This window comes from Georgenia yuyongxinii (assembly GCF_006352065.1).
GTDB classification, from domain to species: Bacteria; Actinomycetota; Actinomycetes; order Actinomycetales; family Actinomycetaceae; genus Georgenia; species Georgenia yuyongxinii.
This window is the reverse complement of record NZ_CP040915.1, coordinates 2,818,565-2,832,703: the sequence shown is the minus strand read 5'-3', so window position 1 is coordinate 2,832,703 and position 14,139 is coordinate 2,818,565. Positions and strand designations below refer to the sequence as shown.

Annotated in this window: 12 protein-coding genes; 7 read left to right on the top strand and 5 right to left on the bottom strand. The window is 74.4% G+C overall.

All coding sequences use genetic code 11. The features are described from left to right. Positions 1–50: 50 nt before the first annotated feature. Both FE374_RS20220 and FE374_RS19880 read right to left on the bottom strand, forming a co-directional pair. A complete protein-coding gene (locus FE374_RS20220) occupies positions 51–377 on the bottom strand; it encodes a hypothetical protein (protein ID WP_330998413.1) in 327 nt (108 codons plus the stop codon). Continuing rightward, positions 377–616, bottom strand: coding sequence for an HAD family hydrolase (locus FE374_RS19880; protein ID WP_230978299.1), 240 nt, complete (start codon positions 614–616; stop codon positions 377–379). Before FE374_RS19880 ends, FE374_RS20220 begins: the two co-directional genes overlap by 1 nt. A 775-nt stretch (positions 617–1,391) precedes the next feature. Between FE374_RS19880 and FE374_RS12915 the strand changes: the two genes are divergently transcribed. Together FE374_RS12915 and FE374_RS12910 are read left to right on the top strand one after the other, a co-directional pair. Then, on the top strand, positions 1,392–2,933 hold the full coding sequence (locus tag FE374_RS12915) for a DUF4389 domain-containing protein (RefSeq protein WP_139929608.1): 1,542 nt from the start codon (positions 1,392–1,394) through the stop codon (positions 2,931–2,933). Between the two features lie 149 nt (positions 2,934–3,082). Beyond that, positions 3,083–4,120, top strand: a complete 1,038-nt coding sequence (locus FE374_RS12910) for an alpha/beta hydrolase (RefSeq protein WP_139929607.1) — start codon at positions 3,083–3,085, stop codon at positions 4,118–4,120. Between the two features lie 4 nt (positions 4,121–4,124). Here the strand turns inward: FE374_RS12910 and FE374_RS12905 are convergent, their stop codons facing one another. Then, positions 4,125–4,799 carry a hypothetical protein gene (locus FE374_RS12905; protein WP_139929606.1) on the bottom strand — a complete coding sequence of 225 codons (675 nt, stop codon included), beginning with the start codon at positions 4,797–4,799 and terminating at the stop codon, positions 4,125–4,127. Continuing rightward, entirely contained in the window at positions 4,796–5,254 is a 459-nt protein-coding gene (locus FE374_RS12900; RefSeq protein WP_139929605.1) for an OsmC family protein, read from the bottom strand. The genes FE374_RS12905 and FE374_RS12900 overlap by 4 nt, the downstream gene beginning before the upstream one ends. Positions 5,255–5,330: 76 nt before the next feature. On the opposite strand from FE374_RS12900, the gene FE374_RS12895 reads away from it, so the two are divergent. The 5 genes from FE374_RS12895 (at position 5,331) to FE374_RS12875 (ending at position 13,383) form a co-directional block, all read left to right on the top strand. Further along, positions 5,331–6,305, top strand: a complete 975-nt coding sequence (locus FE374_RS12895; RefSeq protein ID WP_139931582.1) for an ABC transporter ATP-binding protein — start codon at positions 5,331–5,333, stop codon at positions 6,303–6,305. Continuing rightward, the gene (locus tag FE374_RS12890; RefSeq protein ID WP_139929604.1) at positions 6,305–7,126 is read left to right on the top strand and encodes an ABC transporter permease; all 822 of its coding nucleotides are present in this window, start codon (positions 6,305–6,307) and stop codon (positions 7,124–7,126) included. The genes FE374_RS12895 and FE374_RS12890 overlap by 1 nt, the downstream gene beginning before the upstream one ends. Next, on the top strand, positions 7,123–7,950 hold the full coding sequence (locus FE374_RS12885; RefSeq protein WP_230978298.1) for an ABC transporter permease: 828 nt from the start codon (positions 7,123–7,125) through the stop codon (positions 7,948–7,950). Before FE374_RS12890 ends, FE374_RS12885 begins: the two co-directional genes overlap by 4 nt. A gap of 114 nt (positions 7,951–8,064) precedes the next feature. Then, positions 8,065–9,498, top strand: a complete 1,434-nt coding sequence (locus FE374_RS12880) for a glucose-6-phosphate dehydrogenase (protein ID WP_139929603.1) — start codon at positions 8,065–8,067, stop codon at positions 9,496–9,498. Between the two features lie 294 nt (positions 9,499–9,792). Next, the gene (locus FE374_RS12875; RefSeq protein WP_139929602.1) at positions 9,793–13,383 is read left to right on the top strand and encodes a proline dehydrogenase family protein; all 3,591 of its coding nucleotides are present in this window, start codon (positions 9,793–9,795) and stop codon (positions 13,381–13,383) included. 62 nt (positions 13,384–13,445) lie between these two features. Here the strand turns inward: FE374_RS12875 and FE374_RS12870 are convergent, their stop codons facing one another. Further along, the gene (locus tag FE374_RS12870; protein ID WP_139929601.1) at positions 13,446–13,940 is read right to left on the bottom strand and encodes a DUF2505 domain-containing protein; all 495 of its coding nucleotides are present in this window, start codon (positions 13,938–13,940) and stop codon (positions 13,446–13,448) included. Positions 13,941–14,139 lie beyond the last annotated feature (199 nt).

Below are 14,139 nucleotides of genomic sequence, written 5' to 3'. Positions count from 1 at the left end.
GGGGTATGAAGGTCGAGTTGTGTGCGTGACGGTTCGCCGCGGTGGTTCGGTCACCCGCGACCCAGCCCGTCGGACAGTGCGGGCTGCCGGTCGACCGCCTCCTGCAGCCAGGCGCCCACGATCGCCGGCAGCAGCCCGAACCCGGCGAGGACCATGAGCGCGAGGGACAGGCCGACGCCGAGGCCGATCGCCTGCCAGGCCACCCGCATCGTGTGCCGGCAGATCCGCACGGCCCGCACGGTGCGGAAGAGGTCGTCGAGCATTTTGACGACGTCGGCGGACTCGGACGCGGCCGTCGAGCCCTTGGCACCCATCGCCACGCCGATGTCGGCGACGGCGAGCACAGGTGCGTCGTTGACGCCGTCGCCCACCATCATCACCGGACGGTCGAACGTTCTTCCCGCTGCCCCAGGCCGCCTTTCACCTCCCGTACCGCCACCTTGTCCTGGCGAAGCAGGACGGCGCGCACGTCGTCGATACCCACCTGGGCGGCGATGTGCCGAGCGGTGGGGACGGTGTCGCCGGTGAGCATGAGCGTCGACCGCACCCCGGCGCGACGCAGCGCCGCAAGCGTCGTGGCCGTCTCGGCACGGACCAGGTCCGAGAGGGCGACCACCCGGCGAGGCGCCCTACCGCGTCGAGACCTGCAAGTTACGCCGACACCTGCCTGCGGAACGGCAGGTCTCGGTAGGAAAGTGCAGGTCTCGACGCGTGGAACACGCTGGGAGGCCGGTCTGGCACCGACCTGAGAGGTCGATCGGCCACAGTGGTGTCGTCACCACCCCCAGTGGCCTCCAGCGCGGCCGTCCAGAACCACTCATCACCCAGCGGAACCGTCAGCCGGATCAGGGAGCTCTCGAGCGCGACCACCGCCGCGGCGACGACCAGGTGCACGACGTGCGGCCGGCTGCCGGTGCTCCGGGCCGGGACCGTGCTGCGAGGACTACAAGACCCAGGGCCAGACCGCCACCACCCGGCGTGTTAACGCCGTCGGTGGCATACCGGCGAGGTCCTGCATCCGCCAGCGTGTCTCGAGGCAGGTCTGGGTCCAGCGGACGAGGTCCTCGGCCTCCGTGCGGCCGAGAGGAGCGGGGTCCGTCCGGGTCCTTCGCGGGGCCGTTCGTCCCTTGCGGCGGCCCGGCAGCCAGGAGTTGGCTTGAGGTGTCATCGACCAGGGAGGACCGGTGGCCACGACGATCCGGCGCACCGCACGGCGAGCGCCCGTGGCGACGGTGTGGCCCACCGCGAAGGCGTCACGGCCGGCGCGTACGGCCAGCACGGCGCGCGCCGGCAGACCAGGCCGTCACCTGTCCGCCGTCGCGGGCATCATCCCCGTCCCGGAACCTGAGCCCGGCCGAGCGCGTCCCTAGGAAGCGAAGAAGGTGACCACCATGGTGACCGCAGCCGCTGCGCCGTCGCCCGTCGTCCCCGCCTACCCCGTGCACGTCGACGCCCAGCGTCCCGCGACACTGTCGCGCTGGCTCTGGCTCGTCAAGTGGGTTCTGGCGATCCCGCACTACTTGATCCTGGCGCTGCTGTGGGCGGCGTTCCTCGTGCTGAGCGTCGTCGCGCTCGTCGCGATCGTCGTCACCGGCCGGTACCCGGAGAGCATCTTCGAGTTCAACGTCGGGGTGCTCCGGTGGAACTGGCGGGTGGCGTACTACTCCTACGGCGCGTTGGCCACCGACCAGTACCCACCGTTCACGCTCGCCGAGGTCGACGACTACCCGGCCCACCTGCGCGTGGACTACCCCGACCACCTCTCCCGGGGCCTGGCCCTGGTGAAGTGGTGGCTCCTGGCCATCCCGCAGTACATCGTCGTCGGGCTGCTCGTCGGGGGCGGGGCCACCATCGTGCGCTCCACGACCGATGCCGGCTGGCGCTGGGAGGGCGGGCTCATCGCCATCCTCGTCCTCGTCGCCGGCGTGATCCTCCTGGTGACCGGCAGCTACCCGCGGGCGCTGTACGACCTCCTGCTGGGCTTGAACCGCTGGGTCATCCGGGTGGCGGCGTACGCCGGCCTCATGACCGACAAGTACCCGCCGTTCCGCCTCGACATGGGTGAGCACGAAGGCGTCTCCTTGTACACGGGACCGCCGCCGGCAGGGCCGTCGGGTCCGTCCACCGGTGCGGTGCCCGCGTACGGCGGCCCTCAGCCCGGGTACGGCGGCCCGCCGCCCGGGTATGGCGGCCCGCCGCCCGGGTACTACGGTGGCCCGCCGCCCGCATCGCTCGGTCCCGCCGCGCCGCCTCCTGGTGCGCCGCCACCCCGGGCCACCTGGACCGGTGGCCGGTTGGTCGCCGTCGTGCTCGGTTCGCTGCTGGCGCTGATCGGCCTGGGCGGTCTGGCCACCGGCGCGACGATGGGCTTCTGGCACCTCTTCGAGCGTGACGACGGCTTCGTCACCAGCCGGGCCCAGGACGTGGCGAGCGACGGGTACGCCGTGGTGCTCGGCGAGGTCGACCTGCGGGGCGACGGCATGCCCGTGGACTGGCCGCAGCGCCTCTTCGGTGAGGTCCGGGTCCGCGCCACGGCGACCGATGGCGGGGACGTGTTCCTCGGCGTCGCCCCGGCCGCCGACACCGCCGCCTACCTCGACGGCGTCCGGCACCACGTGGGAGAGGGCAACCGGCGCCTCCAGCTTCACGACGGCGGCCAGCTCACCGTTCCGCCGGAGCAGATGCGGCTCTGGCTGGCGGACGCCGCCGGGCCAGGGACCCAGAGCGTGCGCGTCGACCTGCCCGGCGGGCGCTGGGTCGCGGTCGTCATGGCCCCCGACGGCTCGTCGGGCATCGACGCCACCGTCGACGTCGGCGCGACCGTCCCGTGGCTGCCCTGGTTCGCGCTCGGCGCGCTCGTGGCCGGGCTCGCGTTCGCCGTCGCGGGAGCGGCGATCATCGTCGTCACGTCGCGACGCGCCATCAGCGGGTAACCTCCGTGCTCCGCGACCGGCCGGCGCCTGGCGACGGCGGCACCCGGCCTCACGAGATCGGGACCGCCCCACCGCCGCGCCGGCCGGACGCGGGCCGGACCCGCCGGCCGGACGCGGGCCGGACCCGCCGGGTGCATGCCGGGCGGGGCGTGCTCGCACTCGTCGTCGGCGTCCTCGCCATCGCCGCCGGGATCGGCGCGGGGGTTCCTGCGCGGGGGTCCCTCGCCCGCGGGGCGGGCTACCTCGCCGTCGGGCTCGGCCTCCTCCTCGTCGTGGTGGCCATGGTGGAGCTCGCCCGGTCCCTTCGCCGGTGGTGGCGCCTGCTGCTGGTCCCTGTCCTGGTCGGGGTGCTGGGCGCCGTCGACGTCCTCGGGGTCGGCGTCCTCGCCGGGGCCGGCCCGCGGCCCGGCGCGCGCCGGGGCGACCCGGCGGATGTGGGTCTGGTCGCCGAGGACGTCTCGGTCCCCACCGGCGACGGCGAGCGCCTCGCCGGGTGGTACGTCCCCACTCGCACCGGCGCCGCGGTGGTGCTGCTGCACGGCTCGGGATCCTCCCGCCGTGCCGTGCTGGAGCACGCCGCCGTACTGGCAGGGCGCGGGTACGGCGTCCTCGCCGTCGACGCGCGCGGGCACGGCGCCAGCACCGGGCAGGCCATGCGGTGGGGCTGGTACGGCGACACCGACGTCCCCGCCGCCGTCAGCTTCCTCACCAGCCGGAGCGAGGTCGACCCCGGCCGGGTCGCCGTCGTCGGGCTGTCCATGGGCGGGGAGGAGGCCATCGGCGCCGCCGCGCGGGACAGCCGCATCCGCGCCGTCGTCGCCGAGGGGGTGACGGGCCGGCAGGCGGCGGACCTGGACTGGCTCTCCGACGTCTATGGCTGGCGGGGCCGCGTCCAGGAGGGGATCCAGGCGGCGCAGACTGCCGTCGCGGCCGCGCTCACGCCTGCGGCGTCACCCGTGCCGCTCCGCGAGGCGGTGCGGCGGGCCGCACCGCGCCCGGTCCTCCTGGTCGCGGGCGGGAACGAGCCCGACGAACAGCACGCGGCGGCGTGGCTGCACGACGCCGCGCCGGGCAGCGTGCGGGTGTGGGTGGTACCCGGCGCCGGGCACACCGCCGGCCTGGCCACCGACCCCACGGGGTGGGAGGAGAACGTGGTGGGTTTCCTCGACGCGGCGACGGCGGCCTGACGGCTCAGGTCCGGGCGTCCGCGAACGTCTGGGCGTCCGCGAACGTCGCCGGTGCTGGGCCGAAGGCCTTCTCCACGCCCTCGACCACGTTCTTGGCGACCGCCCGGGTCCCGAAGTACCCGATCACGGCCCCCACGCCGAACGGGGCCAGCCGCCCGAGGACTACCGATCCGCCCTTCACCGCCCCGGCCCGGAGCAGCCGGCGCCGGAGCCGGCGGTTGAGGGTCCGGATCGTGTTGATGGGCAGCTTGGTCAGGGCAGCCTTGGCCCAGTAGAACGTGCCCAGGCCCATCTGCCCGGAGACCGCCTCTGCGCCGTCCTCGCCCAGCAGCGCGCCCATGAGCAGCGTGCGCCGTCGCTCGAGGTCGTCGACCCGCACGCCGTGCAGGGTGGCCACCGCCATCACGAACGTGGCGGCGGAGGTCATCGACGCCGCCACCTGGGCGGTGGTGAGCACCGCGGCCGTGCCCGTGCCGACGGCGGGCACCGTGGCGACCGCCCCGACGCCGCCACCGAGGAGGCCGGCGTTGCGTACGTAGCGGCTCTCGAGCACGGCGACGAGCTCGGCCGGGCTCGCTCCGGGCCGCTCCTGGCGCAGCTTGGTCGCGACCTCGTGGCCCTTCGAGCGCTGCACCGCCCGGTCGAGGAGCCGGTCGAGCACCGGCGTCCCCCCGCTCATCCCGCGGCCTCGTCCGTGAAGACGATCTGGTGTGGGGCGCCGGCTGCGAGCGTACGTCCCACGGTGCAGCCCCGCTCGATGGCGATCTCCGCCCGCTCGAGGGTCCTCGCCCGCGTCTGATCGTCCAGGGCGGAGAGGTCGCTCACGATCTCCACCGTCAGCCGCTCGTAGCGGTTCTCCTCCTGGTTCTTCTCGTTGGAGACCCCCACCACGGCGTCGAAGTCGGCGCCGAGGGCGTGGGAGAGCCGGTGGTCGGCGGACAGCGCGCTGCACGCGGCGAGGGCGAGCTGGAGCAGCTCACCGGGGGAGAAGACCCCCTCCTCCTTGCTGTCCCCGATGCGCACGTGGGCGCCGCGGGTGTTGTGCCCGGTGTAGGCACGGGTGCCGGTGCGCTCGGCCCACAGCGCCGGTGACGGGGTCGCTTCTACGTCCGGGTCGACGTCGAGATCGGTCATGAACCGATCGTCGCACGCCGCCACCCGTCACCGCTCGCGGTGCGGCACTCGACGCGGGCACCAGGCCCACCTGACGATGACGGTGCCGTGGCGTACGGTCGGCCGCGTGGACCCCGACGGCCCCGCAGTGGACGACGACGTCCTCATCCGCGGCCGGGCGCTGACGAAGCGGTTCGGCGAGCTGGTCGCCGTGGACGGCGTCGACTTCGACGTGCGCCGGGGCGAGGCGTTCGGCTTCCTCGGCCCCAACGGTGCCGGGAAGTCCTCCACCATGAAGATGGTCGGGGCCGTCTCGCCCGCGTCCGGAGGGCAGCTGCGCATCTTCGGCCTCGACCCCGCCACCCACGGGCCGGCCGTCCGGGCCCGGCTCGGCGTGGTCCCCCAGCGCGACACCCTCGACGAGGAGCTCACCGTCGAGGAGAACATCTGGATCTACGGCCGCTACTTCGGCCTGCCGTGGACCGTGGTGCGCGAGCGGACGGTGGAGCTGCTCGAGTTCGCCCAGCTCGGGGACCGGGCGGCGTCGAAGGTCGAACCGCTGTCCGGCGGGATGAAGCGGCGGCTGACCATCGCCCGGGCGCTCGTCAGCGACCCCGAGATCCTGCTGCTCGACGAGCCCACCACGGGGCTGGACCCGCAGGCCCGCCACGCCCTGTGGGACCGGCTGTTCCGGCTCAAGAAGCAAGGGGTCACCCTCGTGCTCACCACCCACTACATGGACGAGGCGGAGCAGCTGTGCGACCGGCTGGTGGTCATGGACCACGGCCGGATCGTCGCCGAGGGCTCCCCGCGCCAGCTCATCGAGCGCTACGCCACCCGGGAGGTCCTCGAGCTGCGCTTCGCCGACGACGACGGCACCCACCTGCCGCTGGACGGCGTCGGCGCCCGCGTCGAGGTGCTGCCCGACCGGGTGCTCGTCTACACCCCCGACGGTGACGCGGCGGCGGCCGCCGTCCACGCCCGCGGTCTGCGGCCGCTGTCCGCGCTGGTGCGCCGCTCCACCCTGGAGGACGTCTTCCTCCACCTCACCGGCCGGTCGCTGGTGGACTGATGAGCGCGCCCACCGCGCGCGGCGCCCCACCGGCCCTTCAGCCGGCCAGGCGCCGGTGGATGCCGGTGCTGGGCTTCTGGTGGCTCCAGTACCGGCGCACCTGGGTCTCCAGCGTGGTCAGCCGGTTCCTCATGCCGCTGATGTTCCTGCTCTCCATGGGCCTCATGCTGGGCTCCCTCGTCGACCGGTCCGCCGGCGGCGTCGACGGCGTGCCGTACCTGCACTACGTCGTACCCGGGATCCTGGCGGCGCAGGCGATGTGGGCGGCCGTGACCGAGTCGACGTACAGCGTGCTCGGCGCCATCCGCTGGACCCGGCAGTACCACGCCATGCTCGCCACCCCGATCGGCGTGGCCGACGTCCTGGCCGGGCACCTGGCCTACGTGGCGTTCTCCCTCACCCTGGGCACGGTGGCGTTCGTCGCGGTCGCTGCCCTGTTCGGGGCGTGGGCGTCCTGGGGCGTGCTGCTCGCGATCCCGGTGGCCGTGCTGACCGGGCTGGCGTTCGCCGCGCCCTGCTTCGCCGTCGCCGCACAGTTCACCGACAGCGCCGACACGTCGTTCTCGGTGATCTACCGGCTCGTGGTCACCCCGCTGTTCCTCGTCTGCGGCACCTTCTTCCCCGTCGAGCAGCTCCCGGCCCTGCTGCGGCCGGTCGCTTGGGTGACGCCGCTGTGGCACGGGGTCGAGGCGTGCCGGGCGCTGACCTCGCCCGCCCCCGCCTGGCCGGCGGTGGCCGGCCACGTGGCGGTCCTGGCGCTGATGACCGCCGCGGGGCTGTGGTGGGCGCGGCGCGCGTTCACCCGGAGGCTGGTCGTGTGAGCGGGTCGGCGGTGCTCACCAGGGCCGTGCGGCGGCTTGCACGGGCGGTGCCCGTCCCGGCCGGGGCGGGCCTGGCCCGGGTCCTCGTCGAGCGCAACGTCATGGCCTACCGGCGCACCTGGCTGCTGCTCGTCTCGGGGTTCACCGAGCCGGTCTTCTACCTGTTCTCCCTCGGTGTCGGCGTCGGCGCGCTGGTGCAGACGGTGACCACGGACGCCGGCTCGGTGGTGCCCTACGCGGTGTTCGTGGCCCCGGCGCTGCTGGCGTCGTCGGCCATGAACGGGGCGGTCATGTCCACCTTCAACGTCTTCTTCAAGCTGCGCTACGCGCGCCTCTACGACTCCGTGCTGGCCACGCCGCTGGGCCCTCGGGACGTCGCGGTGGGGGAGGTGCTGTGGGCGCTCACCCGGGGCACGCTGTACTCGGCCGCGTTCCTCCTCGTGGCCTGGGTGGCGGGCATGGTGCCCTCGCCGTGGGCGGTGCTCGCCCTGCCGGCGGCCATCCTCATCGGCTTCGCGTTCTCCGCGGTGGGGATGTTCGCGACGACCTTCCTGCGCTCCTGGGTGGACCTGGACTTCGTCACCCTGGCCGTGCAGCCGCTCTTCCTGTTCTCGGCCACCTTCTTCCCGCTGGCCGTGTACCCACCGGCCCTGCAGCTGGTGGTGCAGGCGACCCCGCTCTACCACGGCGTCGCGCTCGAACGGGCCCTGATGCTCGGGGAGGTGGGCCCTGGTGTGGCGGGCCATGTGGTGTACCTGGTGGTCCTGGGCCTGCTCGGGGTGTGGGGTGCCGCGCGGCGCATCGAGAAGCTGCTGCTCTCCTGACCCCCGGTCCACCCGTCCGACGGCGGACGCCCACCGGTCCGGCCGTGCCCCCCACCGGCGCACCGCGGTGCCCACCGGCGCGACGGAACCTCGCGCTGCGCGTAGGTTGCGGCCATGACCGCACCGGCCCCCCAGCAGCTGCCCGACGCCGTCGTCATCGTCCTCTTCGGCGCCACCGGGGACCTCGCCGGCCGGATGGTGCTGCCGGCACTCGTCGAGGTCCACCGCCGCGGCCTCATGCCCGACGCGTGGCGGCTGATCGGTGTCGCCGCCGAGGAGCTCGACGACGACGCGTTCCGGGACCGCTTCCAGGCGGCGGTGGCCGCGAGCGAGCACGGGCTCTGCGACGACTGGGACGAGGTCCGGGACCGGACGCGGTACTGCGGCGGCAGGTTCGGCCCCGACGACGACGCCGGGCTGCCGACGCTCCTCGAGGAGGTGCGGGCGGAGCTGCGGGCGGACACCGGCGCCGAGCCCCTCGTGCTGCACTTCCTCGCCGTGCCACCGGCGGCGTTCGGGCCCATCACCCGCGGCCTCGGCGCCCACGGCCTGGCCGACGGGGCCCGGGTGGTCTTCGAGAAGCCCTACGGCAGCTCCCTGGCGTCCTTCGAGGAGCTGGACGCGACCGTGAAGGAGGTGCTGGCGGAGGAGCAGATCTTCCGCATCGACCACTTCCTCGGCAAGGAGGGGGTCCAGACCATCTATGTGCTGCGCTTCGCCAACCAGCTCTTCAGCTCGGAGTGGAACCGGGCGAGCGTGGCCCAGGTGCAGATCGACGTGCCCGAGGACCTCGACGTCACGAACCGGATCGGCTTCTACGAGGCCACCGGCGCAGCCCTCGACATGCTCGTCACCCACCTTTTCCAGGTCGTCGGCCAGGTGGCGATGGAGCCCCCCGCCGACCTGCGCGACCCCGCCAGCGTCATCGCGGCCCGGGAGGCGGCGCTGCGGGCTTTCCGGCCGCTCGACCCCACTGAGGACGTGGTGCTGGGCCAGTTCGAGGGCTACCGGGACATCGAGGGTGCGGCAGCGGACTCCACGCAGGACACCTTCGTGGCCGCCCGGCTGTGGGTGGACACCGAGCGGTGGCGGGGTGTGCCCTTCCTGCTCCGCACCGGCAAGCGCATGGCCCGCAAGGAGCAGCGCATCACGCTGGTGCTCTCCCCGCCGTTCGGCCCGCTCGGTGGCGAGCTGGAGGAGCCCAACACCATCGAGATCGACTTCGCCGGCGAGGGTGAGGTGGCCCTCGGCATCACGGTGAAGACCCCTGGGCCCGAGCTGACCTACTCCTCCGGGCGCGCCCGCCTCGACCTCGACGACGTGCCCGGCGGTGAGGGCCTCTCGCCCTACGCCTCCCTGATCAACGACGCCCTGATCGGTGACCGGTCGCTGTACACCACCGAGAACGGCCTGCGGGCCGCGTTCACCGCCTTCGCGCCGCTGCAGGGCCCCGACCGCCCCACGCCGCTGCCCTACGCGCCCGGCTCGTGGGGGCCCGAGGAGGCGCGCCGGCTGGCGGCACCCCACCGGTGGATGCTGGGGGAGTGATCCGGCCGACGACGGCCCGAAGCGTTGTAACGTGGGTCACGCACCTGGCTCAACGGCGAGCCAGGCGCGCACTGCGAGCCCCACGCGGCCCTCCGCCCTCACCGGCGAGATGTCATCTTCTCCGCGACATGTCAGCGCCCGGCGTGGACCCCGCGAGGCTCGTGGGCCCCGAACGTTCCGAGCCCACGTCTACCCTCCCCGGGAAGTAGCGTGGCTCACGAGGACCCGACCGCACCGCCGCGGGCCCGGCACGGCGCCGGACCGCTACCGCCCCGCACGTGAGGAGACCACCCCATGACCGCGCAGTTCGCCCCGACCTCGACACCGGACGACGCCCCCCGACCGGGGTCCGCGAGCAGCGGTGCACCGGCGGACGTCGAGGCCCTCGTGGAGGACGCGGTCACCCTTGCCCGCACCTGGCTGGAGGCGACCGAGCAGGGGCAGACCGACGCCGAACGCACCTCGAACGGTCAGCTCGCGGCGCTCGTCGGTGACCCGGCCGGCCTGGACCTCGCCGTGCGGTTCGTCGACCGGGTCGCCCGCCCCGAGGACCCCCGGGTGGCAGCCAAGGAGCTCGGGAACCTGGCGACCGGTGCCGCCGGGTTCCTGCGCCCCACCGACCAGGCACTGCTCGCCGTCGGCTCGAAGGTTGCACGGTTGGCGCCGGGGGCGGTGGTCCCGCTCGCCCGGCGGCGGCTGCGGCAGCTGGTGGGGCACCTCGTGGTGGACGCCCATGACCCCTCTCTGGCGGAGCATCTCGCCCAGGCCAAGGAGCAGGGCTTCCGGCTGAACATCAACCTCCTCGGCGAGGCCGTGCTGGGCGAGACGGAGGCCCGTGCCCGCACCGAGCGCACCCTCGCGCTTCTCGCCCGCGACGACGTCGACTACGTCTCCGTCAAGGTCTCCTCACTGGTCTCGCAGATCTCCACGTGGGACACCGAGGGCACCACCGCCCGGGTGCTGCGCCGGCTGCGGCCGCTGTACGAGGCGGCCCTGGCCCGCACCCCGCACGCGTTCGTCAACCTCGACATGGAGGAGTACCGCGACCTGGACCTCACGGTCGAGGTCTTCACCGCCCTGCTCGCCGAGCCCGAGCTCCACGACCTCGAGGCCGGCATCGTGCTGCAGGCCTACCTGCCCGACTCCGTCGCCGCCCTCGATCGGCTCGTGGCCTTCGCGCGCCAGCGGGTGGCGGCCGGCGGCGCGGGCATCAAGATCCGCGTGGTCAAGGGCGCGAACCTGTCGATGGAGCGGGTCGAGGCCGAGCTGCACGGCTGGGCCCAGGCGCCCTACGCGACCAAGGCCGACGTGGACGCCAACTACCTGCGGCTGACCGAGCGGGTGCTGCGGCCCGAGCTCGCCGGCGTCGTCCGCCTGGGCGTGGCCTCGCACAACCTCTATGACGTCGCCCTCGCCCACCTGCTCGCCGAGCGGCGCGGCGTCGCGGAGTCCCTCGACGTCGAGATGCTGCAAGGCATGGCCCCCGCGCAGGCGCGGGCCGTGCGCGACGCCGTCGGCTCGGTGCTGCTCTACACGCCCGTCGTGGCGCCGGAGGACTTCGACGTCGCCGTGTCCTACCTCATCCGCCGGCTCGAGGAGAACGCCCAGCCGCAGAACTTCCTGCACGCGCTCTTCGCCGGCGACGGCGCAGCGGACCTGGACGGCGCGGCGCACCTCGGCGCCGCGTCCGCAGCGTCCGACGGCGCCCCCGCCGAGGGCACCATCGCGGACCAGGAGGCCCGGTTCCGGGCGTCGGTCGCGGCGATGACCACCACCCCCGCGGCGCCGCGTCGCACTCCCGAGCACCCGCCGGCCGGGGACCAGTTCGCCAACACCACCGACGCCGACCCGGCGCTGCCGACTGTGCGGGTCTGGGCGGCCGACCGGGTCGCCGCCCGTCCGGCGCCGCTGACCTCCCCGGTGCTCGGTTCGGTGGCCGAGGTCGACGCCGTGGTCGCTGCCGGGCGCGCCGCCCAGCCCGCGTGGATCGCGCGCCCAGCCGCCGAGCGGGCCGCCGTCCTGCGCCGCGCGGCGGACGAGCTCGAGGCCCGCCGCGGTGAGCTGGTCACCGCCATGGCCGCCGAGGGCGGCAAGACCGTGGCCGAGGCGGACCCGGAGGTCTCAGAGGCCATCGACTTCGCCCGGTACTACGCCGACCGCATCCCCGAGCTCGACCCCGCCACCGGGCACCTGTCCACCGACGGCGCCCGCTTCACCCCGGCCACGCTCACGCTCGTGACCCCGCCGTGGAACTTCCCGGTCGCGATCCCCACCGGCGGGGTGCTCGCCGCGCTCGCGGCCGGCTCCGCCGTCGTCATCAAGCCCGCCCACCCGGTACCCGCCTGCACCGAGGTCGCGGTCGCGGCGGTGCACGCCGCGCTGGCCGCGGTCGGGGCGCCGAGAGACCTGCTGCAGGTGGTGCGCGCCGACGAGCGCGAGGTCGGGCGGGCGCTGGTGGCGCACGACGGCGTGGACACCGTGGTCCTGACCGGCGCCATCGAGACCGCCCGCATGTTCGAGACCTGGCGCGCCGGGCGCCCCGGCGGCCCACGGGTGTACGCCGAGACGTCGGGCAAGAACGCCCTGGTCATCACCCCGGCGGCGGACTACGACCTGGCGGTGGCGGACCTGGTGAAGTCCGCCTTCGGCCACGCCGGGCAGAAGTGCTCGGCCGCGTCGCTGGTGATCCTCGTCGGTTCCGCCGGCACGTCCGCGCGGCTGCGCCGGCAGCTGGTCGACGCCGTGCGCTCGCTGCGGGTGGGCTGGCCCACCGACCTGGGCGCCACCATGGGTCCGGTCATCGAGCCGCCGGAGGGCAAGCTGCGCCGGGCCCAGACCACCCTGGAGCCGGGGGAGTCCTGGGTGGTCGAGCCCAGGCCGCTGGACGAGTCGCGGCGGCTGTGGTCCCCGGGCGTGAAGGACGGCGTGGCGCCGGGCTCGTTCTTCCACCTCACCGAGTGCTTCGGGCCCGTGCTCGGCATCATGCGGGCCCGCACCCTCGCCGAGGCGGTCGAGCTGCAGAACGCCACCGACTTCGGCCTGACCGGCGGGCTGCACTCCCTCGACGAGGAGGAGATCGCCTACTGGCTGGACCACGTCGAGGTGGGCAACGCCTACGTCAACCGGCACATCACCGGCGCGATCGTGCAGCGCCAGCCCTTCGGCGGGTGGAAGGGCTCCGCCGTCGGGCCGGGCGCCAAGGCCGGGGGACCGAACTATGTGGCGCAGCTGGGCGACTGGGACGCCGACGGCGTGCCCGGTGAGCAGGCCGAGCCCGCCCGGCACGTGCGCCAGGCGCTCGCGGACTACACCGGGCTGATCACCTCCCAGGCCGACCGGTCCTGGCTGCGGGCCGCCGTCGCCTCGGACGCCGCCGCCTGGGATGCCGAGCTCGGCCGTGAGGTGGACCGCTCCGGTCTGCACGCCGAGGAGAACGTGCTGCGCTACCTGCCGGTGCCGCTCACGGTGCGTGCCGGCTCCGGTGCCGGCGTCGTCGAGCTGGTCCGGGTGCTGCTCGCCGCCGAGCTGGCCGGCGGCCCGGTGCGCGTCAGCCTCGACCCGGTGCTCTCCGACGCGCTCAAGGCGCTCGCGACGACCGGTGAACCGGCCCGCCTGGGGCTGCGCCGGCTCGCGGAGCACGTGGAGCTGGCCGAGTCCCGCGACCAGCTCGTCGCGCGGGTGCGCCTCGGTGCGGTCACCGGGCGGGTCCGGGTGATCGGGGACGAGGCGGCCACCCTGCCGGGCGACCTCGCGGGGCAAGAGGTGTCCGTGCTCGCCCAGCCGGTGCTGGCCACCGGCCGGCGGGAGCTGCTGACGGTGCTGCGCGAGCAGGCCGTCTCGCGCACCCTGCACCGGTTCGGCCACCTGCCGCCCGAGCGCGACTGAACCCCCCGCGCTCACCGGCGACAGGTCACAAGTGGCCGTGGGGGTGCGGGGGGCGGACGGGCTCAGCGGGCGGTGAGGTACTCCAGGCCGATACGCCGCTCGACGTCGACCACCTGTCCCACGGTGTCCACCGCCGCCTGCTCGATGGGGCGGCCGAACAGCGGGATGGAGGCCTTGACCTCGCCGTCGTACGTCTCGGTGGTGCCCGCGCCGGAGGCGGCGAGGTGCTGGGTGCCGGACACACGCACGGGCACGCCGTGGATGTCCAGGGAGAGGGTGGACGAGCGGGAGCGGTTGGCGGCCGGGGCGGCCCACGCCTCGATCAGCACCACCTCGATCGCCTCGCCGACCAGCGAACGGAACTTGGCCGGCACCATCGTCGTGGGCAGCTTCAGCCGGGTGGTGACCGTGAACGCCTCACCGTCTCGGACCACTTCCTCGTGGCTCTCGAGCGCGCCGGTCGCGGCGGCCTTGCGGGCGACGAACTCGGGGTCGGCGAGCATCGCGGCCACCGCCTCGACGTCGGCGGGGTAGTCGATCGTGGAGGAGAAGTGCACCGTGGTCCCATCGTTGGCTGCCCTCGCGGGCGGTGAGGTCCCAGGTTAATGGCGCGTACCCGGCCCCGCCCCCGGTCGGGTGCGTCCGATGTCCCGACCTGGCCGCCTCTGCGCGCCACGGCCGCCTCTGCGCGCCACGGCCGCCGGGCCGGCCAGCTGGCCGGCACGGCTACCGCGCCGGGCAGCCGCCGCGGGTCCG